The following is a 24,340-nucleotide window of genomic DNA, read 5'->3' as shown; positions in this document are numbered from 1 at the left end:
ACAAAAGGCAGCAGCTATTGTCTGATAGCGCAAAGTCAGCACGAGACCCTGCTGCCTTTTTTTCTGAGAAAGTGAATGGAACTGCGATTTAAATTTTTACTGTCATTGCTGGTAATGTCGTCTCAAGCGTTTGCAGTTGACGATATTAATGCCCTGATTAAACAGCAGCAAAATGCAGATCTAAATACTTTCAAAGAACACAAGGTGTATCGGCAGGATGTTTTCTCCAGCACCGAACGTAAAGTATTTAGACTGGATAAATTACCTGAGGAGAAAAACTGTTTTACCCTTAAAGCACTTGTTCTTGATAATGATTTTTTGAAACGTAAAACCGAAAAGGCGATAAAAAAAGAGATCGTCGGGCGTTGCGTGGGCAGCATCGGTGTGGTGAAAATTGCCGCCGCGTTACAGGATTTTTATATCGATGCCGGTTACATCACGACCCGCATTACGATCCCTTCGCAGAATATTTCGTCTGGTACGCTGAAGCTTGACGTCAATGCGGGGAAGATAGAAAAAATTATTGTCGAGCATAATGATATTAATCCATGGATGCTGCCGTTTGCGAAAGAGGACATCCTTAATATTCGCGATATCGAGCAGGGTCTGGAAAACCTGCAGCAAGAACCCGGCGTGGATGTGAAGATCAATATCGAGCCGGGTACGAAGCACGGGTATAGCACCATTCGCATCAGCACCAACCGGGAAAAACAGTGGAGCGTGCGGGCGAGCTATAACAACTGGGGCGATAAAGCGACAGGAGAACACCTGACCTCTGTGGTGGGCTATCTCTATAACATCGCCCGGTTTAGCGATCTGTTTTATCTCGCCGGAACGAAGAGCACGACGGGTCAGTATCAGAGTGTAAGTGGTTACTATGCCTTGCCGGTAGGCTACTGGAACTATTCGCTGTTTTATAGCAGCAGCAAGTCGCGTCAGGCGATACCGCTCTATTACACCACGGTGGATTACGCCGGTAAGAGTGACTACGGGAGCATTAAGGCGACGCGCACGGTCTACCGGGATAAAAGCCGGAAGGTGACGGGGAATGCCGAGCTGATCCGTCGAAAAGCCAGTTATACCCTTAATGGCGAGGAACTTGTCTTACAGAAGCGTGACATGGATAACGTCAGGTTTGGCGTGAATTACACGCAGCAGCTGGCAAATGCACACTGGGATTCAACGGTATCCTGGCAGCGTTTTGTCACCTGGTTCGGCGCTGAAAAAACGCCGGATATGGTGTATGGCAATGTCAGTCCCGTCAGTCAGCTGGTGAATGTGGAAAGTCGCTATACCCGACAATTTTCTCAAAACGCCTATAGCGCTTTTTTTTTGGCGCAATACGCACCGCGTGAGCTGACGCTGCAGGATCAAATGACGATGGGCGATCGCTGGAGCGTGCGCGGGTTTGAAAATAGCGTAGGCCTGACCGGGAACAGCGGGTACTACCTGCAAAATACATTTTATCGCCCGGTGCGAGGAATGAACGCAAATTATTATGTTGGCGTGGACGCCGGTCATATAAGACGGGACAGTGTCTATGGCGAAGAGATTATCGTCGGCAGCACCCTGGGTATTCAGGGGAATGTGAAAAGTCTGGCGTACGATTCATCAGTCTCCATGCCGGTTAAATATCCTGGCAGCATGGACGTGAATAAATTTAATTTTAATCTGAATCTTTCTTATCAGCTTTGAAAGGGAAGCACGATAAATGCGTATCGGCACGGACATTGTGGAAGTTTCGCGCATACAGCGAGCGATAACAAACTGGCAAAGCGATTTTTTACAGCGCGTCTTTACCCCGCAAGAAAATATAAAAATTAACCGGGAAGATCCTAACTATGAGCGCGCATCAGGTTTCTGGGCGGCAAAAGAGGCGGTCGTTAAGGCGCTTGGCTGTGGATATCGCGACGGCATCACCTTTAAGGATATTGAAATAAACCATGACGAACTGGGTTGTCCCCATCTGATTTTCTCTGGGCGAGTCAAAGAGCTGCTTATTGAAAAGCAGATGGCGAATGCCTCGCTCAGTATTTCGCATTGTCAGCACTATGCGACAGCCGTTGTCATACTTTATTAACCTAACTAATTGTGAATATTATGTATCAATATAATGATCTTAAGGAAAAGACGGTTCTGGTCACCGGCGCCAGTGGTGATATTGGCCTGGCGATCTGCGCTAAATTTCTTGACCAGAATTGCGATGTTTATGCGCTGTATAAATCCAATGCCACGCAATTAACGGAACTGAAAGAAACGCATCCGGCAGGAAGCAAGCTCACCGTAATTCAGTGCGATCTCGCCGATGCGCAGAGTGTCACTGCACTCTGTTCACGCCTGACCGAGGAAGCGGGCAAGCTGGATGTGCTGGTTAACAACGCCGGGATTGTAAAAGACAGCCTGTTTGCCTCGATGAGCTTTGATGACTTCAGCCAGGTGGTAGACACCAACCTGTTCAGCATTTTCCGTCTGACGAAAGAAGCCTTAATGCTGCTGCGCTCCGCAGAAAACCCGGCCATCATCAATGTGGCCTCCATTGCGGCCATTATCCCAAGCGTCGGGCAGGCGAACTACAGCGCGTCGAAGGGCGCAATCCTGGGATTCACCCGCACGCTGGCGGCTGAACTGGCGCCGTATGGCGTGCGCGTAAATGCCATCGCGCCGGGGATGATTGAATCCAAAATGGTGAAAAAAGTATCCCGCACGGTGGTGCGTGGCGTAACGGCATCTATTCCATTGCGTCGTCTGGGCAAATGCGACGAGGTTGCCAATACCGTCGTTTATCTGGGCTCCACTGTCTCCAGCTACATTGTGGGTCAAACCATCGTTATCGATGGCGGCCTGGTGATGCGGTGATTTATGTCTAAATACGTTATCCCCTCGAAGATCTTTCTGGAAATGGGCGGCTGGCGTCAGCCGTTGCTGATGGTCGACAGAATTGATGACTTCAAATATGGCGAAAATGGCTTTGTGAAGGTGACGAAGCATATCACCTACAACGAGCCCTATTTGCTCGGGCATTTCCCGGACGATCCGATCATGCCTGGGGTTATTATTTCTGAGATTTTTGGTCAGGCCAGCGAGTACCTCTCGTTCCTCACTGATATCTGCGATATCTACAACCAGACATACGGCACGGAGCTGAAATCGTTACGCGATATTCATGCGCTCATTCAGCGTGACGAGATGCGGGAGATCATTCGCACGCGCCGCGCGCAGGTTCGCGGTGTTCTGGCGGCCCAGAATTTGAAATTTAAAGATATTGCCTACCCAGGTGATTCGATTGAAGTGACCAGCAAGCTGGCATTTTCTGATGCCCATGGCTTTAAGCATTATTCCGTGACGGCTAACGTCGGCAAGCGGTTAATCAGCCATGGCACCATTATTAATTTCCGCGAAACAAAGTAAACCCCTGAGAGAGTTAAAACCATGTCTACAATGAAAAACGAAATTGACCAGCGCAAGGACGTGCTGATGACAATTAAAACTGAGATCATTCAGCGTTTAAATATCCAACGTGATGAATCTCAAATTGATGATGATACCGCCCTGTTTGGTAATGGTTTAAAACTGGACTCCGTTGATGCAACGGAAATCGTGGTCATGCTGGATAAAGTTTTCGATATCAAAGTGAGCGAAAGCGATGATCCTTCTTATATGAGAAGTATCAACAATCTGGCGACGTTTATCATCCAGAAGAAAAAAGCTTAATTTATCATTGCAAATAACAGGATCACGTTATGAAGTCTCTTTATGATTTTCATTTAAAAAACAATGCGAAAATGGGCATTTACAACAATGCCAACGTTCCTTCTGCCTATCACGATCCGATGGTGGAATATAAAGCCGTACGTGAAAATGCCCTGCTGGTGGACTATACCCACATGTCCATTGTCAGCGTGATGGGTGATGATGCCTGGGCGCTGGTGAATTATTTTGTCTCTGCCGATGTATCAATTATCCGTGACGAGCAAGGGATCTACTCGCTGGTACTGAATGAAGACGGTACGGTGCGCGGTGATGTGTATGTGCTCTGCTCATCCGACGGCTATTACATCATGTCCGAGAACATTCCGGCGGCGGAAATTATCGCTGGCCTGAACGCCCTTCTGGAAAAAGCCGACGAACTGGATATCCAGGAAACCCCTGAAATTGCTGACATGCGCGAGCAGAACTGGGGCGCGATCATGGTAGAAGGGCCGTACTCCTGGGAACTGATGTCTGAGATCCACGGTTTCGACGTGATTGGTCTGCCTTATTACGAGTACATGAATACCGACGACGAGCTGATGGTATTCCGCTGCGGTAAACACGGTGAATTCGCCTATATGGTTATTGGCCAGCAGGAACAGCTGCTGGATCAGTGGCAGCAACTGCTGGAGCACGGCGGCAAATACCTGCTGCAGACCGGCGGGCTGGATTACCAGAAAATTGTGCGTATCGAAAACCCAGGCTGGGATGAGGCGCTGTGGGCTGAGTACAACCTCAATCCGGTAGAGCTGCAGCTGCAATGGGCTGTGCAGTACGACAAAGAAGGCTTTGTAGGTAAAGACGCGGCCGAAGAGCTCTCTCACCGCGAAGGCGCACGCAAGGTGATCGGCATGATTGTCGAGGGCGAATGTTCGGGCATTGAATCCGGCGATAACGTACTGGTTGAGGGGCAGGTGGTAGGGAAAGTCGCTAAGGCTATCTATTCTCCAGCCCTGCAGTGCTTTATTGCCCTGGCGCTGATCGACAATGAATATGCATGGTCTGATATTAGCGGCTTTGCTATTCAAACGCGTTCTGAAACGGTAGCCGCGAAAACCAAAGGTATGCCATTTATTTATAACCTGAGCATGCTGGTTAATCCAACTGAACACAGTTTTGTGGATGCCTCTAAAGCGAAAAGCGCACTGTAATTATTAATCGAAACAGCGAGAAGCGAATCCGTGGGAATAACACCACGGATCCTTTTCGCTGCTCATTGCCTGTACATGGCGGTACATATATTTATGAAGACAAACAGAAAACGGGTTGTCATTACCGGGATCGGTATTCTCTCTTCGCTGGCTGAAAACCTGCAGGATTTCAGAGACGCCTTACTGAATAAAAAAAATGGCGTCACGGACAGCGTGCGTTTTTCAAAATGGTTTGAAAACGCCAGAGCCGCTGAAGTCTTACATGACATTGACTATTCGGAATTACCGGACGACGTTATCGCCTCCCTGGATAATGCCGCACTCTGGGCCTACAAAGTGGGTAAAGATGCGCTGAATCAGGCGGGGCTGGCTGAGAACAAAGCGCACCTAAAAGAAACCGGTTTGATTGTCGGCGTGTCGTCTGCCGGGACCGAGGCATTTCTGCCGCTGTTTGAGCAACGCATGGAAGACTTTTCCCTGCGTAAGGCGCTGTTCTCTGGCGGTTTCTCCTCCTGCTGTTCCAGCGTCTCCACGCTGCTCGGGTTACAGGGCGGTGTTGAACTGGTCGCGACCGCCTGTACGGCCAGCCCTAACGCGGTCGGCATGGCGTTTGACTACATCCAGAACGGCAAAAGCAAAACCATGCTGGCGGTCGGGACAGAACCTATCTACCTGCCCACCTTCGCGGGCTTTTATGCCCTGAACGTGATGCATCCGGACGCCTGCACGCCGTTCTCCGGCAATACGGGGATGTCCATTGGTGAAGGGGACGGGGCGATCGTACTTGAAGAGTACGAACATGCTGTCGCACGCGGCGCCACCATTTACGGTGAAATTCTCTCTTATGCCACCTCCTGCGATGCGTTCCACGAAACCGGACCGGATCCACGCGCCAGCGGCGCGGTACAGGTGATGCATAAGGCGATGGAAAATGCCGGCGTTACCCCGGATCAGATCGAATATGTCAACGCCCACGGTACCGGAACAGAAGCCAACGACCGTATCGAAACGCTGGCGATGAAAAAGGTGTTTGCCAACAATGAGAAACTGTTGGTGAGCTCTACCAAGTCTTATTTTGGTCATAATATTGGCGCGGCGGGGATCGTCGAACTGATCGCCTGCCTGGTCACGCTGCCGGATAACCGCGTTCTGCCGACGCTGAACTTTACTAACGCGCGTCCAAACTGCGATCTGGATTACGTGCCAAACGACTTCCGTGACCAGAAAATCAACCTCTTCATGAAGAACAATTATGCCTTCGGCGGTAACAACTGCAGCATGATCATCAGCATGGAGCCTTGTTCGGTCCCGGTCAGTACCTACGACGAAAAGCGCGTGGCGATCACCGGCCTGGGTGCCGTTTCCGCGATTGGTCACACCGTTCACGAGATCCTCGACAACGTATGGCAACAGAACCATACCGTTGAGCTGGGCGGCGTCACCTTCCCGGAAGACACGCTGGAAGAGGCGAAAGAGTTACTGGATGTGCTGGAAACCACCCGTCAGTTCGAAGCGCTGTTTGGTGACGATTTCAACGCGCTGGCCGAAACGCTGCCGGAAGCGAATGAACACTTTAAAACCTTCCAGGTTTCCGGGCTGGAACCGCGTAAACATCTGCGCCGCTTTGACCCTCGCAAGGCCACGCGTGGCGGTACGTTCGCATTGATTGCCCTGTCCGAAGCGCTGGAGCAGGCGAAGCGTAAAATCAAGCGTGATGGCGATGAGCTTGGCATGGTCATGGGAATGTCCAGTGGCCCGCAGGAGACGACCTACAAATATCTGCAGAGCCTTAAGCCAGACCCACGTAAAGTCAGAACCTCTGAATTCCCGGGATCGTTGATGAACTCCATCCCGACGTTCTGCGGTATTTCGGAAGGGATCAAGGGCTACACCACTACGCTGGCGACCGGCGAGAATGCGGCATTAGGCGCATTAACCTACGGCTACGAAATCGTGCGTCAGGATCTGCAGCCGCAGGTGCTGGTGGGCGGCGCGGACGAGTATTTCCCGTCCATGTCACTCTATATGGACGCCGTTACCCGCAAGCTGCATATGACCTCCGACGCCAGGGAATATCAGATCTACGGTAACGATCCGAAGGGTTACATTCCTGGCGAAGGCGCCTGCATGTTGCTGCTGGAAGATCCGCAGCGTGCAGCCGCGCGTGGTGCAGAAGTGCTGGCGGAAGTGGCCGGTTACGGTAAAGCCTGTAGCAACAGCTATTTTGATGCCTCTCAGCGGGACGAGAAATCCTCCTCCATGGCGCTGGCTATCGCCCGTGCGCTGGCGGATGCCGGTATTACGGCGCAGGAGATCGACCTGGTCTGTGGTACCAGCAACGGCAGCGATGACAGTTCGCGCATTGAAATTGATGCGATTTGCCAAACCTTCGCCCAGGCAAAACCGGACGTGCCGGTCGTGAACTACAACGCCTGCTTTGGCTTTGTGGCGTCTGCTGCCGGTCTGCTTAACCTGGCCGTCATTATTGACTGCATTAAGAAGCAGGCGGTGCCCGCTATTCCTCATACCGTTGAGTTTTTCGATAAGCGAATTAACTTCGTTCGTGAACCGTTAAAACTTGCCCTGAAGCACGTATTGCTGGTGGGTGCGACGGAAGGCGGTAACTACTACGCGTTTGTGATTAAAGGATAATATTGTGGATAATGCCGCTATCATTTCGGGGTTCAGTTCTTGTCTGCCGTTTGCCGAAGACAGTCTTCAGCTTATTCAAAATCTGAAGCTGGGCAAACGCGTTGAAAGAAAGCCCTGGTTTAAATCCGACGACGAGGCAATTAAATGTGGGTTCGATGGCAATAAACATATTGCCACGCTGGATCATACGGATGATAGCGCATTAGATCTGCTTTATCGTCTGATTGACGATGCACTCGACCAGGCCGACCTGGATGTCCAATGGCTGGCCGGGTGCAATGCCCGGGTTTATTTAACCGGTATCGGCCCGCGGGTCGATGGCATGGCCTTTAAAAGTTTCTATAACAAAAATGATGTGGAGGATATTTATCTTTCAAAATCATTAATGCAGCTGCATGTGGATAATATGTCGCAGGATCGTATTGCCGGTCACCTTGCGCGTAAATACAACCTGCAGTATTTACCCCCGAATATGAATTGCACCAGTAATTCATCCATGACAGCCGTGCATTTAGGTTGCCAGGCCATCGAGCATGGCGGCGTAGATATTGTGCTCGTGGTGAACTGCTCAAAAATTAAAACGCAGGATATCTGGTTTCTGGATACGCAATCCATGCTGGATAGCCATCTTGTTCAGCCCTTTGGTGAAAACAGCCAGGGGGTGCTTTTCGCGGAAGGCTATAGTGCCATTCTGCTGGAAAATTCCCGCCACCGTCGCGCCAGAAAGGCGAAGGGCGGCGTGCGGTTGCAAACAACCTATACCCAAATCAGCGCAGGCAGAAGCAACGACAGCTCATGGCTCAGCACCAATATTTTAAAAGTGATGCAGGCCACAATGAAGAAAGCCGAACTGGACGTTGAGGCATTGTGCGCGATTATCCCTCACGGTAACGGTTCATCCGTCAGCGATAAAGCGGAAGCCAAAGCGATAGCGATGTTGACGGAAGGAAATCCGGTTCCGGTACTCGCTTATAAAGGCCAGATTGGCTATACCGCAACCGGCTCAGGGATTGTCGATTTAATCATTGGTCATCATTCGCTAACCCAGCAGGAGCTTATTTCCCCCGTTGGCAATGACACCATTATTGATGCCGTTGCTCAACATGTCCTGATTGACCGTGGCGTTATTGGTCATCACAAAAACCACCTGCTTAAAGTGGGCGTTGGTGTGGATGGCTCAATTATTGGCGCCGTGATGTCTGATATTCATCCAGGCTGTTGAACGATCATGGAGAGTAACATGTATTTATCCTCATTTTCGCTCATTGAGCCGGAAGATAAATTTTATTTCTATCAGCCCAGCTGGCTAAACGCGTGGGAGTCGCATTTATTTAATAAAGCGCTCAAATCAACCCATGCAAACGGCTGGGGGCTGAAACGTTTTGGTACGCAGCCGGAGTTATATGCCGGTGAGATGATCCGCAATCCTCAGTATCAAAAATACCTGGATGCGATGGAGCAAGCGGCGGATGACGCGCTCATGGCGCTGCCGGCGAAAGAGCGAATGAAGCTGCTAAAGCAGCGCACGGCATTTATTTATGTCGACTCCTGGGGCGAATCCGGGCCGTTTGAAAATATCTCCAGCGCATTACACATCTCAATGATTGATACGCTGCCAAAGAACCTGGTGAAGAAATTTTCTGTGAATTCACCGACGTGCAAAATCCGGGGTGAAAGGCAATCCTTCATTCAGGCCCTGAGTCTGGCACAGGATTATCTGAGCTGGGATGTGTTTGATTACGTGGTGATCTGCGCCGCCTACCGTGCGATCCCGGTGCTGGTGTTTTCGGACGAAGATATCGCGCTGAAGTGGGGAGAGAAGCACAGGGGGAAAGCCCAGGATGTCAATTTAACCGTTGAGCGTGCGGGCTGTTTCATCTTTAGTCAGCATGAAAGCGCAATCCGGGTGAACGGCGGTCAATACGTGATGGCCGATACCCTTGAGGACATGCAGGCAGCGGATCGCGTGGCATTTGCCGGTCTGCGTAAAGAGATGCTGTCTCGCTCAACCGTTGCGCCGCAAAAGACGTTAGATCTGGTCGATACCTTTGGTGCCAGTGGCTGTCTGACGCCGGCATTAAGCTTTGCGTATCTCCAGCAGGCTCCTCATTTTGCGGGAAAATTAAGAACTGTCGTTCCCGATAAACAGTTCGGTTACAGCTATTTCGACATTGACTATTGCAAGGAATAACGACACCCCCATGAGCGGAATGATTAAAGAACTCCCAATGATATCGCTGAACAATATCTATAAGAGTTATGGCTCGGGCGAAGGCAAAGTCGATGCCCTGAAAAATATCAATCTTGAAATAGAGAAAGGCGAATTTCTGGCACTGTGCGGCCCCTCCGGCAGCGGTAAAAGTACGCTGTTAAATATCCTGTCGGGTATTGATAAGCCGGGATTTGGTTCGGTGATGTTTTTGCGAAAATTACTCAATAATTTACCGGAAGAACAATTATCTGAAATTCGTGGCAAGCATCTGGGGTTCATATTTCAGTTTTTTAACCTCATCCCCGTGCTGAGCGTATTTGATAACGTTTTTTACCCGCTGGTGCTGAATGGACACATTGGCAAAAAAGAGGCGAAAGAGCGGGCGCTGCATTTTATCGAGAGCGTAGGACTGGCGGGATATACCGAACGTAAGCCGGGCCAGCTTTCGGGTGGACAACAGCAGCGCGTGGCTATTGCCCGTGCACTGGCGCATGACCCTCAGGTCGTGATTGCCGATGAGCCAACCGGAAACCTCGACCTGGTCACCGGTGAGGCCATTCTCGATCTGCTGCTGAAAATCAACCGGGAGACACGCACCACTTTCATTATTTCGACGCACTCAAGCCAGCTGAAAGAGCGCGCGCGGCGTGTGGTTGAAATTAAGGACGGAGTATTAGTTCATGATTCACAATCGTAATTTCTTCATTCTCTGCTGGCTGCTGATCTGCATGGCCTATGCCGGGAGCGTTAAAGCCGCCGCGGCCCCCATGGCTGAGCAGGTGATAAAAAATGGCTTCCCGACGCAGGCCGATAAGCTAGCCGATATCACCCGTGCGTTGTTTACCGAATACAAGGCCAATGATAACGCGCTGTCGCTGGTTTTTTATGCCTACGGCATGCTGCGCCAGGCGGAGCATGCCCTCAATACCAATGACGTCATTCGGGCGTCTGAGTATGGCAAAACGGGCTTTTTCTATCTCGATGAAGCGGTGGACCTCTACGAGGGCAATCAACGGGTGCGCTACATGCGTGCGCGTGTGGACGCGTACCTGCCAGCCGATATTGGCCGCTGTGTGGTGACGTTAAAAGATACGGAACAGATGGCGAAAAGCCCTGACGTATTCAATGCCGGGTTGATGAAGCACATTGACGAAATGCGTTATCGCGCGCTGTTGAGCTGTAACCGTACCGCCGAGGCAGACGCGCTGCTGGCGCAAACAGAACTGCGTCACGCCAACTCTGCATTACCACTGGCTTCTGGCGATGCGCCAGAGTGGGATATCAACGAAGTGACAGAGGTCTTGTTACCGCTGGTGAAAGGGAACTAAATGTCCGGGGTTATGGTGTTAGCGAATAGTGTTGTTGTACTGATTCTGATTTTTGTCCTCTGGTGCGTATTATTCCGCTCGCGGGATGTGAAGTTTGCTTTTTTAAACCTCTTTCGCCACAAGAGACGATCTTATTCAACCATGGCCGCCATTATGCTCGGTGGCGTGTCGATTTTTCTGTATGGCGGGTTTATCGATTACTCTTTCTGGATTTTGAAAGAGCAAACGATTCGAACCAATATTGGTCACGTGCAAATTTATAATGAAAATTATTTCCAGACGTCGAATAAAAATAAAAGCCTGATTGCAGATTATGCATCCCTGAAAAAGGCGATTCTCAACGATCCGGATCTCGCACCGCATATTTCGACGCTGTCCGGTCAGCTGGAATTTACCGGGGTGATTTCGCAATATGAAAGCGAAACCTCCAGCTATTTTTCCGCCCTGGGTGTGGAGCCGCTGCCTGCGTTAAAGCTGGGATCGTTTGATAAATTAATTTCCGGCAGCGATCTCTCCCGGGTGCGTACCGACGAAATCACGCTGGGCAGTGGGCTGGCGAAAACGCTCAATGCCCACTATGACGACTGGCTGGATGTGCTGGTGGTGAATACCGAGGGCGGGCAGGGCGCGTTATCGATGAAGCTTCGCGGCATCTTTGAGTCCGGTATTAAGGATTACGATGATGTGGCGATGAAAATCCCGCTTGATACCGCACAGCGCATCATGGGAACCCACAGTGTCAGTAAGGTATTAATCCTGCTGAAGGACGACGATACCGCCGTCTTTAGCGCCAAACTGCGTCAGTTTATTGCGAAGCATCATTTACCGCTGCTGGTCAAAGACTGGAAAGAGACCTCGATCTTTTATCAGCAAGTAGAAGGCTTATTATCCGGGATCTATTTCTTCATTAAGCTCATCGTCGGATTGATCGTGATCTTTATGATCGGCAATTCGATGACCATGAATATTATCGAACGTACCCGGGAAATAACCACCCTCAGGGCGATTGGCCTGAAACCCCTGCATGTCACCAGGCTGTTTTTACTGGAAGGGATTTTCATTGGTCTTATCGGCGCCATTGGCAGTCTGGCGACAGGTTATGCCATTGCCTCTGCCATCAATCTTTACGGTATTGCGATGCCGCCGTCACCGGGGCAATCGCTGGGCTATACGGCCTTTATTAAAACCGACAGCGTAGCACTGACCTGGATAACCCTGGTATTACCGATCCTGGCCGCAACCGGCGCCTCTGTGCTGCCTGCATTACGTGCTTCACGGCTGAATATTTCAGATGCTTTTAAATTTTCGTAAGGAAGCGATATGAAACGCGTTGTCATCACAAAACTGCTCTTTTGTCTGTGCCTGTTTTCCTCGGCGGTATTATCAGCGCCGGTGGATAACAAAGCATCAGAGATTATTCGTCGTGCCGATGAGGTTCGTTCCCCGAATAAACCTTTTCGCTACACCCTGACCATTCATGAATATAAGTCGGGCGCATCTCAGCCTGACAATAAGCAGGTGCTGGATATTTCCATGCGCTTTATGAAACCCGAAGGGGGAATGAAAGCCGATGCCCGCTCGCTGGCGCGTTTTATTTATCCCCCGCGGGACAAAGGCAAAGTGCTGCTCTCTGACTGGTACGATCTTTGGTTCTACACGCCAGAACTGCGTCGACCGGTTCCCGTTTCGCGCCAGCAGCGCCTGATTGGACAAATCTCCAATGGCGACGTCATTGTCACCAATTTTGAGTACGCCTACCACGCTACGCTGCTGGGTGAGGAACCATGCGGCGATACGCAGTGCTATAAGCTGGAGTTGGTGCGCAAAACGGATGACGTCACGTGGCCAAAAGTCATCTATTACGTCGAAAAAGAGGGGGACAACCGTCCTTTTAAAGCGTCGTATTACTCTCTGGATAATAAATTGATGAAAGAAGTGCTGTACCAGGATTTTCAGATGGTATTAGGGAAGATGCGTCCGATGAAAATTATTGTGAAGGAGGCCCGTCACGGTAACAGCTACTCCGTGATGGAGTACAGCGATGTTCGCCTGGAATCCTTGCCGGAATCCCACTTTACTCGCGAGTCTATTCAGCGAGGTGCCAATTGAAACGCACATTACTGGGGTTAACCCTGGCACTCTCCGCTCTGCCGTTGAGCGCACTGGCAGACTGCCTGTCCGGTTCCGACTTTGCAAAAAACAGCACGGTCACGCTGTATGAGCAGGTGTCGCTGGTCAAAAAACAAATTTCAGACTGGCGAATTAACGGCAGAAATCCGTATACCAGACACAATATCTACAATGATGCGGGCGTGAATCTCACCAGCAAGTGCGCGATCGTTGATAATGCGCTGGATCTGGATTTGTCTCTCTACGGGCTCACCTGGTACTCACCGCGTAAGGTGGGGGCATTTGAAAAGGACGACAGCCGCTCTCAGCTGCTGATTGAGCGTCTGAGACTGGTTTACGCCGTTTCAGACAACGTGCAGCTTGAGGTGGGAAAACTTCAGGCGAAGCAGGGTCTCTTTTTCCTGCACTCACCTTCCGATCTAACACCGCATTACTACGCCGGGTTCAAACCGACGCGGCTTTACGATCCCGCGCTTCGCACTGCGTATCAGTCCTCGTCCTGGGCCGCGACGCTGTCAATGGACAACCGGGATGAGTCGCTCTCGCTGACCATGATCCCGAAGCTGGCGACGATCGATAAATACTATCTGACCTCCAGCAACTGGTCCGCGAACCAGCGTGGCAACAGCAGCGAGGCCTGGCTTCTGAGCTATACCTCACATGCCTTCCGTCAACATACGCCGGGGATGCGCATTCTGCTGGGAGACTCGCAGTCGGTTGCCGTCTCTGACAGCTATCACTACACCCCACAGCTGACCCTGAATGCAGAGATGGCCTGGCACCGGGAGCAGCGCTGGCGTCATCTCTCTGAGGAGAAAAGTGCAGAAGTCCAGAACTATGCATTTCCTTCGTCGCTGTATGACACCGAGGACAAAAATGGCGTAGAGATGGCGGTGGGCGGGCAATATACCTCTGATGAATTTAACGTTTTCGGCCTGGAATATTATTACCAGAGCGAAGGTTATTCCCGCTCAGAATGGCGCAAACAGCGCGAGCTGATGACCTTTTTAAATACGCCGACAGGCTATGCGCCGCTCGACAGGGCGTTTGATTCCTATAAGTACCTGATGGCGTCTGAAATCAGCAATACGGGCAACAAAGGCATGTTGCAGGGGAAACACTATCTCAACGCCTGGTCCAGCGTGCAGCTCAGGCATCAGATCGCCGTGCAGCCTTATTTCGTCGTCAATCTGATGGATAAAAGCACCCTGTCAGGGCTCCACATCAGCGCACCGCTGACCTTTATTGATGACCAGCTGGAAGCGTATACCGGCGTCTATTCAGCACTGGGTAGCGCAAATTCTGAGTTTGCTTTCTTCGGCGATGTTGCCGGTGGCTATGTTGGCTTTAAGTATTACTTATAAGGAAATGACTATGACGCTTGATAATCCATCGCAGCCTGTGGTGCTGCTGTTTTCCGGCCAGGGAAACCCGGTGATTGGTATGGGCAGCGATCTGTGGGATCTCAATGCAACGACGAAACAGATCTGGGATTGTGCCAGCGATGTGTCGGGGCTCGATCTGCGCCGACTCTGCCTCAAGGGGCCGATGAACAGGCTGATCCAGACTACGGTACAACAGCTGGCCGTTACGGCGATCAACGTATCGCTTTATAGCCTCTGCCGCGAGCGCTTCCCCGCGCTGCGCGTCGTGGGTGCCTGTGGCCATAGCGTTGGCGAATACAGTGCCCTGTACGCGGCAGGCGCGATCTCGCTGGAGACCCTGTTCCGTACGCTGCATTTTCGCGCCAGCACCATGGATGCGGTGAGTAAAAAGCAGAAAGGCGCGATGCTGGCGCTGAAGGGGGCCGATTTTGCCACGCTGAGTGACATCATCACCCGCAGCGGGATCGCGCTGGATATCAGCTGCGACAACACCCCGCGTCAGCAGGTGATTGGCGGGACCCCGTCTGCGCTGAGTGATGTTGCCAAAGTGCTGGCCGATGAAGGCTATGAGCCGATCAAGCTCGGCGTCAGCGGGGCCTGGCATACCCGTTTAATGGCTGAGGGCGTGCAGCTGATGCGTGACTTCCTGGCGGGGCAGCCTTTCACCTCGCCAGCCTATGACGTGCTGATGAATGTGACCGCCAGAGTCGAAACGGTGCCGGACAATATCAAAGAGAACCTCTCTTTGCATCTTACGCAGACGGTGAAATGGGCCGATTCCATGGCCAGATTCATCCATCATCCAGACCAGCCGCTGTTCCTGGAGATGAGCAACAAACCCTATCTGGGACAGATGCTGAACGATTTTTCCGGTTTTTCTGCCGGGCGTGTCCTGCACTGCAGAAAAGTGTTAGGGATGTAATGGCCGAGCTATGATTCCAGATTATTTAACCTTCATCCGTTATCAGGATAAAAGGAACGTGCTTTTTATCTATATCGTGACGTTTATCCTGCTGGGCTTTTACTGGAAAAATGCCGGTTTCTCTTTTTCCCGGCAGGATGCCTGGGTCGCGAGCGGTATTTTCGCGCTGATCGGGTATAGCTTCATTGCCGACCTTAAGGCCTTCTGGGCCTATAAATGCGTCGTCAAGAATGTTGATTTGTCGGTATTTGTCGGCAAAGAGAGCCCGAAAATGAATTCGATCATCTTCGAACCGTTTATCGTGCTGGCCGTCTCGATCCTGATTTTCGCGGGCATCACGGGGTTCTTCCTTGCGCTGACCACACCAGGCATCACGCTGCTGATCATGGTTTTCGTGGCGCCGCTGATTATCTGGGGGATCTTTGCCGCACTGCGCCATGTCTATATTCAGCAGGTCGTTGCCTCAGCCAGAGACAAGGCAAAATACACGCAGCTTTCACAGTATGTGGCCGTTGCTGTCGTGATGAGTGTGGTGATGAATCTCCTGACCATCAGTCCCTTACGCAACAGTGCGCAGTTTGATCTTTATGGGCGCTACTTCACCTTAACCGCCATCATTACCATGGTGGTGCTCTGCGTAGTGGTGCTGGGAATCAATCTGCTGTTCTTGCGCTTTACCCGACGCTATGTGTTTCTGGGCCATCTGTTCCTTAACGAGATTGATCTCTATTTCTCCCCGTCAATCCCGTGGAGGACGCTGTCTGAGAAACCATTATGGCTGCGGCTGGTGATGCTGGTGGGCGTGGAATGTGTCTGGTCGGCTGTTATCGGCGTGCTGCTTACGCTTTCGGGATGGCAGGTCTGGTTTGAGGTCTATTTCCTGCTTTGCTATCTGCCGTGCCTGGTGTACTACACGCTGCACACCTGGTGGAAATGGCATACCGATTTTATGATGTCGAGCGATATGTATCTGCGCTGGGCGGAGATCAGCAGAGAGGACACCCCCTGGTAGTCGCCTTCTGAAAGACATAAAAAAGCCAGACCCTCATCACTGACGGTCTGGCTTTTTATGACGTCTGTCTCGCTTAGCTCATTTTCATCCATGACAGCAGCATGGAGGCGCTGGCAATGACGTTAATGTTGGAAATATAGCCGTCGTAGCGGTTGTTAATGGCAGAAATCTGATTATTAAAATGATCGTTTTCTGCCGTCAGCACGTCGAGCAAGGTGCGTTTGCCAAGGTGATACCACTGTTCGTAGAACATACGACGCACCCGATCCGTTTCACTTGTCAGGCGATCGTAATCATCGGCGCGCAGGAAAGAGGAGTCACGTACCTGAATCTGATAGTTAATCTGATACTCCAGATCTTTGTAACTCACTTCATATTGCTGCTGCGCCATATTGGCTTTCGCCCGTGCCGACATCTCAGCGGCACGCTGAGAGCCGCCGCTAAACGCCTCCCACTCGACGTTTAAGCCCGTATACCAACCCGCTTCGTTGCCGTTGCTGTCTTTGGCGGTGCTTTTGGAGATGACCCAGTTCACCTGCGGCAGGGCCGACGATTTAATGCTTTCTGCCTCATACTCTGCCGCCCGGACTTTGGACTGCAGGTTCAGCATCATCGGGTTCTTATCCAGCCCAGAAAGGGCCACCGACGCCGGGATGACCGTGTCGTGCCAACTTATGCCTTCCGGTAATTCAGGCTCGGTCCCCAGCAGACGCACCAGTTTGATTTTGCTGGCACTCAGCTGATGCTCAATATTGTCCAGACTTGCCTGGGCCGACATCAGTTTTGCTTTGGCCTGCACCAGTTCACTCTCTCTGCCGCGGTCCGCCTGGGTAATTTGCGACAGCATGCTGACCAGCTCTTTCATGCGGCCAACGTACTGTTTCGCCACAACTTTACTGTGCTGGTAGCGCCCCATGTTCATCAGTTCGGACACGGTGTTGTAGGCCAGCTGTTCGCGGGAATACTCTTTTGAATAACGGGCTGCTTTTGCCGTTTCCAGAGAGTTGTCCACCTGATTACTGATCCTTCCCCAGTCAATAATCGGCGTATTAACGGAGACCGTACCGCTTGAGTCGCTGATATGGCTATTGTTGGATGACGACTGTCGATCGCCACCCACGGTCGACAGCGGCGAGGTTACGCCCAGACGCACCTGGGGCATGCGCTGGCCTTTTACCTGATCGACCATGTAGTCAGACGCCATCACCTCTGCTGAGGCGGCCCGCAGTTCCGGGCTATACGCCAGCGCTCTGGCCACCATGCTTCGCAGGAAGACTAGCGAATCCTGACTGCCGGCACGGTAGCCCTGCGACATGCCGCTGATGGCTTGACGCGCACCGCCGTCACGACGCACCCCGGCGTACGCCGGGTCCGGTTTGTAATACTCGGTGACGGGCGGGAAGAAGTCTGCGTTTTTCTTCAGCGCAGCCCGGCTTTCCGCCGGTTTTGACGGGGCGGGGGCAAACTCCCTGGCTGTCGGTGCAGAGGCGTAACGTTCAGGGCGCGCAGTGGATTGCGTTGGCATCGCCTTTTGCGTACTGACGTATTGCGACTGGGTACGCATGGCGGGCAGCGAACGCGGCGATGCCGCACTTTGCGATACCGTCCGCTGCACAGGCTGCACGTCGCGGCTGAGCTGTGACTGTGTGCGCATCGGCGGCAATGACGCCAGGCTGCTTTTAGCCTGAGCAGTGTCAGCCGCGTGCAGCGGAATGACAAAAGAAGAGCAGGGCAAGCAGAGTGCAACTGCGGTTGCTACCCTTGCCCAACGACGCTCTTTACGTGCCTTAACCATATAATTATCTCTCCCTGAAGGCTTCGCGCGCTTTCAGTATCGGTTTGAGGATGTAAGACAAAATGGTCTTCTCCCCCGTTCTGATTTCTACGTTTGCCACCATTCCCGGCATGATCGGGAATGACTTGTCTTTTACCTGTAACGCGGCACGGTCGGTGCGGACGAACACCCGGTAATAGGTAGAATCTCCACGCCCCTGACGGGCTTTCTCTTCATCGATCAGCGTGTCTGAACTGAGGTGTTCAACGACACCGTTTAATCCGCCATAAATGGCATAGTCGTAGGCGGTAATTTTTACCGTGGCGGGCAGGCCCGGATGGATAAAGGCCACATCAGAGGGTTTGATTTTGGCTTCAACCAGCAGGTTATCTTCAAGCGGAATGAGGGTCATGATCTCCGCCCCCTGCTGAATGACGCCGCCACGGGTTGTCACCCGGATGTTGTTGACGGTGCCGCGCACGGGCGCCACCACCGTGGTACGGTTCATCACGTCCTGGCGTCCACGCAGAATTTCTTCCGCCTGCGCCAGCTCGGATTCCAGACGGTTCAGTTCGCTGTTGGCATCAGAGCGGAAGCGGTTGGTACGCTCGGTGATCTGCAGGCTGAATTCGTTCGCCTGGCGCTTGAGGCGCAGGATTTCGACATCCGACATTAACCCTCTGCGCGCCAGCGGCTCCGACAGACTGACCTCGTTTTGCGCCAGCGTCAGGCTCCGTTTTAAGGCCTCTACGCTTTCATTCAGGGTTTTCAGGCGGGCGTTATAGGCCTGGGTCTCATCACGCACGATTGACTCAATCCCGGCGATATCCGGCGGAAAGGTCAGGGGCGTGTCGTAGGCTTCCGCCCTGAGACGGGCAATGCTGCCTTTCAGCCCCTGCACTTTGGACAACGATTCGCCATAGCTGGCCCCGGCGCGAGTCGGGTCAATCTTCAGCAGAATCTGGCCTTTCTCGACAATGTCGCCTTCCTGCACGTTCAGCTCTTCGAGAATGCCGCCTTCCAGGCTCTGAATGAGCTGCTCGCGGCTGGCGGGGATCACTTTCCCGTCGCCACGGGTAATCTCCTCAACCCGGGCGAAATGCGCCCAGACCAGCGCCACCACCACAACCAGGGTGATGGTGTAGAGCATGATCATGCTGAAAGGGGTCTTCTGTGCGATCAGCGCGCCCTGCAGGTCGTGCATGAATTTCAGATCGTCGGCTTTCACTTTCCCCGTTGGCTGTGTGGGGTGTAATGCCAGCCCGGTGCCTGTTCTCTGCGTAGCGTTGACGTTATCCAGTGCCGTTGAGGGTACGCCTGCATCCGTTTCGGCCTCTCCCTTTGAGGCGTTATGATTCACTTCGTCCTCGTTCATCATTCATTCACACCTTGTTTCTGTTGCTTCTCTTCGACTGAATGCATTGCTTGCTTTTTCTTCATGACATTCTCATTCAGGCTGGCCATCACCTGATCTTTGGGACCGTCTTTCACTACATGTCCGTCTTCCATGACGATCAGACGCTCTACCAGGCTCAGTACGGACATGCGGTGGGTCACAATGACCAGCGTTTGTCCTTGCGTCGCTTCTTTGAGCCGACGAAGGAACAGGGTTTCCGTCATCGCGTCCATTGAGCTGGTGGGTTCATCCATCAGCAAAATCTTTGGTCGCAGCAACAGGCAGCGGGCGAGGGCGACGAGCTGTTTTTGTCCACCGGAAAGGCAATTGCCCATTTCGCCGATAGGCATGTCAAAACCCAGTGGATGTCTGGCCGCCACGTGATCAAGCCCGGTCAGGCGAACGACTCGCAGAAACTCTTCCGTGCTCACGCCCGGATTGCCAATGACGATGTTATGGCGCAAGGTGCCGTAAAACAGGCGGCAGTCCTGCCCGACGTAGCCCACCGCGGCGCGCCAGTCGGCGGGATCCACCTGTGTCGCATCCACACCATCAATAAAAAGCTGTCCGCTGCTCTGCTGGTACAGGCGCGCCATCACCCGCAGCAGGGTCGACTTCCCGCTGCCAATTTTGCCCAGCACGGCCACCTGCTCCCCGGCCTCGATGTTGATATTGATGTTGTCCAGAATGCGTGGCGCGACCATCATTCCCGGTACCGGATAGGTGAATCCCACCTTTTTCAGACGCAGGCTGCCGGTGAAATTGGGCGTCGGCAGATAATTGATGAGCGCATCGCGCTCGGTCGGCGTTTCCATTAGCTGGTTAAGGGATTTCAGCGCGGTTTTGGCGTGCTGATAACGCAACGCCAGCCCGACCACAGAAGCCAGAGGCGCGAGCGAACGGCTGGAGAGGATCACCACCCCAATCATGGCCCCCATGGTCAGCTCTCCGGCGTGGATTAAATAGACGCCGAGCACCACGATGCAGACGGTGGTAATTTGCTGCACAAAAGAGACAAAGTTGGTGGTCAGCATGGAGAGATAGCGGGTTTTCATCGAGGACGCCGCAGCCAGTGCGCTGAAATCATTCCAGCGCTTTTGCATCACCCCTTCGCCCTGAGCGGCTTTTAAGGCCTCAAGCCCTTCGATGCTCTCGATCAGCAGACCCTGCTTAAGCGAAATTTCCCGGACGTTTTCTTCCATGTAGCGGCCCAGCGGCCACTGGATAATGACGCTAACAATCAAAATCAGTGGCATGGCGACCAGCGGTACAACGGCCAGTGGGCCGCCAATCATGTAAATGATGAACATGAACAGCAGACAGAACGGCAAATCGGACAGCGTGGCGAGGGTCGCAGAGGTGATAAAGTCGCGGACGGCCTCAAAATCGCGTAACTGGTTCGCAAAGGTTCCGGAGGATTGCGGCTTGTATTCCATGCGCATCGACATCACCTGGCGAAACAGCTTCGCCCCGAGGATCAGATCTGCTTTTTTACCGGCGATGTCGATCAAATAGGCGCGGATTTGTCGGCTGGCAAATTCAAAAATAATGGCAATCACCACGCCAATCGCCAGCGACCACAGGGTGACGTATGCCTGGGTGGGGATCACGCGATCATAGACGTTCATGGTGAAGAAGGTACCGGCCAGCGTAAGAATGTTCGCCAGCAGCGCCGCCAGTGCCGCGCTGTAGAAGTAATGTCGGTAGCGCCACAGCGTCGAATAGAGCCAGTGGCCTTCATCCTGGGCTTTCGGTAACAGCTGGTCTTCAGCACGCGCGTCCAGCGTGGGTTTTGGCGTCGTCACAAGGGCATAACCGCCATAAACCTCGTGTAAATCCGCCTCTGCAACGAGAAGTGTTCCGTCGTTTTCAGGTACCACAATCTGATATGTATGTTGCCCGCGCTTTCCATTGCGCGCGGTAAGAATGCAGTATGTCCCGTCTTTGCGTGCAATAAGCAAAGGGAACAGCCAGGAGGAAAGCGAATTCAAATCGCGCTTAACCCAACCGGCGGATATGCCCATCTGCTCAAGCATACGTAATGCCATTTCAGGCTCCAGCTTGTCGCTTTTTGGCAGGCCTGCATACAGCACCTCTTTGCTGGCATACTTAGAATGATGCCCACAAAGCCATTCAACGCCCCACAGAAGAGAATCTTTTTCAGGGGCTTCAATATCATCAAGAGTATGCTCTGAATTAATTTTTACCGTGGAGAGATGCGTGTTCATTTTCGAATTCAGACCTGTAGTTGCGTTCCTCACTTAGAATTAAAAAGTAAAGAATATGTTATTTAAAAACGACCGGGGGCATCCGTAAATACAACGGGTGACGCGGGTGGATTATGTAAAAATACAAGCACTGGTAATATCGTAGTGTAGGGTTTTATCCCTCTTACACACAATAAGGAAAAGTAACTGTTCCTTTAAGAATATTCTACGTCATATTTGCTATGCTGATGTTTTAACGTCTCTTTTTAACATGGAAGTGTTAGCTCGCCAGCCTTGAAATAGGAACGCCCAGCTTTGTTTCAATTCTTATTTTCATGGCGTAAATGTTTTTGACATTCGTGGCATTTTTCATGGCAATCTTTTTAGGCAGTTGACCTTTATACAATTCAGAAAACAGTGCATATTCATTTGCGCTAAGTTTGGCTCTTTTTTCTGAAGGCCGTATTATTTTACCCATAAAAGACTGGCTGATCTTCATTTTGATATCCTCAGCCAGGTCATCATGAAAGATGACCGTGCTGATAATCGTGTCTGCCGTGTCGTTGTAAAACCAGTAGTGGGCAATGGCCGCCATTTTTTTATCGGTGATCAGAATCAGACGTGAGTTTCTGAACTGAGATAACCAATTGTTTGATAAGAAGTAATTTACATTTTTGTAATTAAAGTCTATCACCACAATGGGTTGTGAAATTATTTTTGAATTTATACCAGCAAAGTATTGTAAAATGCCTTCTATCAGAAATGAGTTATTTTCTGGCCAAATATAAAACTCGGTTCCTGAACATTCATCGCACTTTGTGCTGCGAATGGGAGCATAGGCGCATTTATGCACACATCCGTAACAACGCATAGTGTAGTTGTCATTCTCATTTTGTTTAATAGTAATAATGTTCATGTGATCAAACGCTACGCGTCCATATAATATATGTAAAATATTATGTAATATATCAACAATCAGATTAATTATGCATTACGGAAAAACACGAGTGGCAGTCAGAGTACGCTCTGTTCGTCCAGGAATTTTCGACAGAGCGTATTGTCCGTTTTACACTAACTTGCAAGCCGTGTGATGGACACGCCCAGCTTGCGTTCAATTCGGTTCTTCATGGCGTAAGTATTTTTAACACTGGTACCGTTCCGGTAGGCGATTTTCTTTGGCGACCAGCCGTTAAAGAGGAATGAAAACAGGCTGTATTCATTCTGACTCAATTTGGGTCTATTACCTGTCGGTTTAATCGTTTTTGCCAGGAACGTTTTTTTCAGTTTCGTCGAGACTTCTTCTGCGCTATCGTCATAAAAGATAATTGAACTGATAGTGGTTTCTAACGTGTCGTTGTAGAACCAGTAGTGTGCAATTGCCGTCATCTTTTTATCAGTGACTAGAATCAGTCTCATGTTTTTGAACTGATCTAACCAGTTTTCAGATAAAAAATAATTGATGTTTTTATGACTGAAGTCGATGATGACAACCGGCTGCGAAATATATTTATCATTTACCTCACCAAAGTGATGACGAATGCCTTCAACCAAAAAGGTGTTATTGTCAGGCCAGATATAATATTCAAGAGCGTGGCAATCACGGTTTTGGCCATCTTCAGACGTATTAAAGCGGCATTGCTTTTCGCAACCATAACAACGCATGTCAGGGGTATGACAAACGGGTTGTCCACCCGTATGAGATAAATAGCCAGGATTGTTAGTTGCACAGTACATATTATACCTCACACGCGATGTTTTCTTACGTTAATGATATTAAGCCGGAGTCTGACAAACGCCGTCGTTCTTTAGGAATAATCATATTCTGGACCAGGCAATAATCTTAATTAAATAGTCTGAACTGACTATTATGAATGCGATTTAAGAATTAACTTTATATAAAACAAGGTGTTATAAAAGATCTTAAATGAGAGTGAGATTCATTTATTTTTATCTAAAATGCTGTAATTGTTGTTTTTTGGTTAATTTTTGGCGGAGTCGTTTACTTTCTGAAATACCGGGTGAGGGACACGGTTTAATAAGCCGAAAAAGCAGGGGCTTTATTAACTAAAGTAAGCGGCGTGGAGCAATAAAATACGCATTTAAATATAGCCGGGGAAAATAGTTGTCCTGTTTATAAAGCGTATTATTTACCTGTTTCTTGTCACTCGTCGTCCATAATATCAGTGCCCGGCGTTACCAGTCGGCGGCATCTTTGCCTGTTTTATCGGTTACATAATCTTTGGTTAACAAAGATTATACATAGCAGGTGCATTTATTTAACATTTGATCGTTTTTGGTGCGTTTGTTGCACTATTTTTGTGCAATTGGCGGAGTGGCTAATGTGCTGGCGCAACGTTTGACGTGCCAATGCGTTTTGGGCGTTTAGCTTATAAATTAACAGGTTACCATCCTTTACACGGC

At 51.0% G+C, this 24,340-nt stretch carries 21 protein-coding genes; 16 read left to right on the top strand and 5 right to left on the bottom strand.

The genetic code is table 11. From position 1 onward, the window contains the following. Positions 1 to 75 precede the first annotated feature (75 nt). The 16 genes from EKN38_RS21685 to EKN38_RS21610 all read left to right on the top strand — a co-directional run bounded on the left by EKN38_RS21685 (position 76) and on the right by EKN38_RS21610 (position 16,542). Positions 76 to 1,695: a ShlB/FhaC/HecB family hemolysin secretion/activation protein gene (locus EKN38_RS21685; protein ID WP_014830750.1), complete on the top strand. Its 1,620-nt coding sequence runs from the start codon at positions 76 to 78 to the stop codon at positions 1,693 to 1,695. A 16-nt stretch (positions 1,696 to 1,711) separates the two neighbouring features. After that, entirely contained in the window at positions 1,712 to 2,080 is a 369-nt protein-coding gene (gene acpS, locus EKN38_RS21680) for a holo-ACP synthase (RefSeq protein ID WP_014830751.1), read from the top strand. 20 nt (positions 2,081 to 2,100) lie between these two features. After that, positions 2,101 to 2,856 carry an SDR family oxidoreductase gene (locus EKN38_RS21675; protein ID WP_014830752.1) on the top strand — a complete coding sequence of 252 codons (756 nt, stop codon included), beginning with the start codon at positions 2,101 to 2,103 and terminating at the stop codon, positions 2,854 to 2,856. A 3-nt stretch (positions 2,857 to 2,859) separates the two neighbouring features. Next, the gene (locus EKN38_RS21670; protein ID WP_013095700.1) at positions 2,860 to 3,408 is read left to right on the top strand and encodes a 3-hydroxyacyl-ACP dehydratase FabZ family protein; all 549 of its coding nucleotides are present in this window, start codon (positions 2,860 to 2,862) and stop codon (positions 3,406 to 3,408) included. A 21-nt stretch (positions 3,409 to 3,429) separates the two neighbouring features. Next, the gene (locus tag EKN38_RS21665; RefSeq protein ID WP_013095701.1) at positions 3,430 to 3,711 is read left to right on the top strand and encodes an acyl carrier protein; all 282 of its coding nucleotides are present in this window, start codon (positions 3,430 to 3,432) and stop codon (positions 3,709 to 3,711) included. 29 nt (positions 3,712 to 3,740) lie between these two features. After that, complete coding sequence (locus EKN38_RS21660; protein WP_014830753.1) at positions 3,741 to 4,901, top strand: aminomethyltransferase family protein; 1,161 nt, start codon at positions 3,741 to 3,743, stop codon at positions 4,899 to 4,901. Positions 4,902 to 4,994: 93 nt separating this feature from the next. Beyond that, positions 4,995 to 7,553 carry a beta-ketoacyl-[acyl-carrier-protein] synthase family protein gene (locus tag EKN38_RS21655; RefSeq protein ID WP_126522685.1) on the top strand — a complete coding sequence of 853 codons (2,559 nt, stop codon included), beginning with the start codon at positions 4,995 to 4,997 and terminating at the stop codon, positions 7,551 to 7,553. A gap of 4 nt (positions 7,554 to 7,557) precedes the next feature. Next, positions 7,558 to 8,775, top strand: a complete 1,218-nt coding sequence (locus EKN38_RS21650) for a beta-ketoacyl synthase (protein WP_014830755.1) — start codon at positions 7,558 to 7,560, stop codon at positions 8,773 to 8,775. An 18-nt stretch (positions 8,776 to 8,793) separates the two neighbouring features. Then, on the top strand, positions 8,794 to 9,744 hold the full coding sequence (locus EKN38_RS21645) for a hypothetical protein (RefSeq protein ID WP_014830756.1): 951 nt from the start codon (positions 8,794 to 8,796) through the stop codon (positions 9,742 to 9,744). Positions 9,745 to 9,754: 10 nt separating this feature from the next. Continuing rightward, entirely contained in the window at positions 9,755 to 10,462 is a 708-nt protein-coding gene (locus EKN38_RS21640; RefSeq protein ID WP_014830757.1) for an ABC transporter ATP-binding protein, read from the top strand. Continuing rightward, positions 10,446 to 11,093, top strand: a complete 648-nt coding sequence (locus tag EKN38_RS21635) for a hypothetical protein (protein WP_014830758.1) — start codon at positions 10,446 to 10,448, stop codon at positions 11,091 to 11,093. The genes EKN38_RS21640 and EKN38_RS21635 overlap by 17 nt, the downstream gene beginning before the upstream one ends. Next, positions 11,094 to 12,404 (top strand): ABC transporter permease, encoded by a 1,311-nt coding sequence (locus EKN38_RS21630; RefSeq protein ID WP_014830759.1) that lies wholly within the window; start codon positions 11,094 to 11,096, stop codon positions 12,402 to 12,404. A 9-nt stretch (positions 12,405 to 12,413) separates the two neighbouring features. Continuing rightward, positions 12,414 to 13,202, top strand: a complete 789-nt coding sequence (locus EKN38_RS21625) for an outer membrane lipoprotein-sorting protein (RefSeq protein ID WP_014830760.1) — start codon at positions 12,414 to 12,416, stop codon at positions 13,200 to 13,202. Further along, positions 13,199 to 14,587, top strand: coding sequence for a hypothetical protein (locus EKN38_RS21620; protein ID WP_014830761.1), 1,389 nt, complete (start codon positions 13,199 to 13,201; stop codon positions 14,585 to 14,587). Before EKN38_RS21625 ends, EKN38_RS21620 begins: the two co-directional genes overlap by 4 nt. A gap of 10 nt (positions 14,588 to 14,597) precedes the next feature. Beyond that, positions 14,598 to 15,530 carry an ACP S-malonyltransferase gene (locus tag EKN38_RS21615; protein ID WP_014830762.1) on the top strand — a complete coding sequence of 311 codons (933 nt, stop codon included), beginning with the start codon at positions 14,598 to 14,600 and terminating at the stop codon, positions 15,528 to 15,530. Positions 15,531 to 15,588: 58 nt separating this feature from the next. After that, positions 15,589 to 16,542, top strand: a complete 954-nt coding sequence (locus EKN38_RS21610) for a hypothetical protein (protein ID WP_238540752.1) — start codon at positions 15,589 to 15,591, stop codon at positions 16,540 to 16,542. Positions 16,543 to 16,615: 73 nt separating this feature from the next. On the opposite strand, the gene EKN38_RS21605 is transcribed toward EKN38_RS21610, so the two are convergent. The 5 genes from EKN38_RS21605 to EKN38_RS21585 all read right to left on the bottom strand — a co-directional run bounded on the left by EKN38_RS21605 (position 16,616) and on the right by EKN38_RS21585 (position 23,653). Then, the gene (locus EKN38_RS21605) at positions 16,616 to 18,337 is read right to left on the bottom strand and encodes a TolC family protein (RefSeq protein WP_014830764.1); all 1,722 of its coding nucleotides are present in this window, start codon (positions 18,335 to 18,337) and stop codon (positions 16,616 to 16,618) included. A gap of 4 nt (positions 18,338 to 18,341) precedes the next feature. Further along, positions 18,342 to 19,694 carry an HlyD family type I secretion periplasmic adaptor subunit gene (locus EKN38_RS21600; RefSeq protein ID WP_052950831.1) on the bottom strand — a complete coding sequence of 451 codons (1,353 nt, stop codon included), beginning with the start codon at positions 19,692 to 19,694 and terminating at the stop codon, positions 18,342 to 18,344. Next, positions 19,691 to 21,940 carry a type I secretion system permease/ATPase gene (locus EKN38_RS21595; protein ID WP_014830767.1) on the bottom strand — a complete coding sequence of 750 codons (2,250 nt, stop codon included), beginning with the start codon at positions 21,938 to 21,940 and terminating at the stop codon, positions 19,691 to 19,693. The genes EKN38_RS21600 and EKN38_RS21595 overlap by 4 nt, the downstream gene beginning before the upstream one ends. A gap of 259 nt (positions 21,941 to 22,199) precedes the next feature. After that, a complete protein-coding gene (locus EKN38_RS21590; protein WP_014830768.1) occupies positions 22,200 to 22,835 on the bottom strand; it encodes a hypothetical protein in 636 nt (211 codons plus the stop codon). Positions 22,836 to 22,990: 155 nt separating this feature from the next. Beyond that, positions 22,991 to 23,653, bottom strand: coding sequence for a helix-turn-helix transcriptional regulator (locus tag EKN38_RS21585; RefSeq protein ID WP_038418730.1), 663 nt, complete (start codon positions 23,651 to 23,653; stop codon positions 22,991 to 22,993). Positions 23,654 to 24,340: the final 687 nt, after the last annotated feature.

It is taken from the genome of Enterobacter sp. WCHEn045836, assembly GCF_003965585.1.
Taxonomy (GTDB): domain Bacteria; phylum Pseudomonadota; class Gammaproteobacteria; order Enterobacterales; family Enterobacteriaceae; genus Enterobacter; species Enterobacter dissolvens.
The sequence above is the reverse complement of the archived record's forward strand: the minus strand, read 5'-3'. Positions and strand labels throughout refer to the sequence as shown.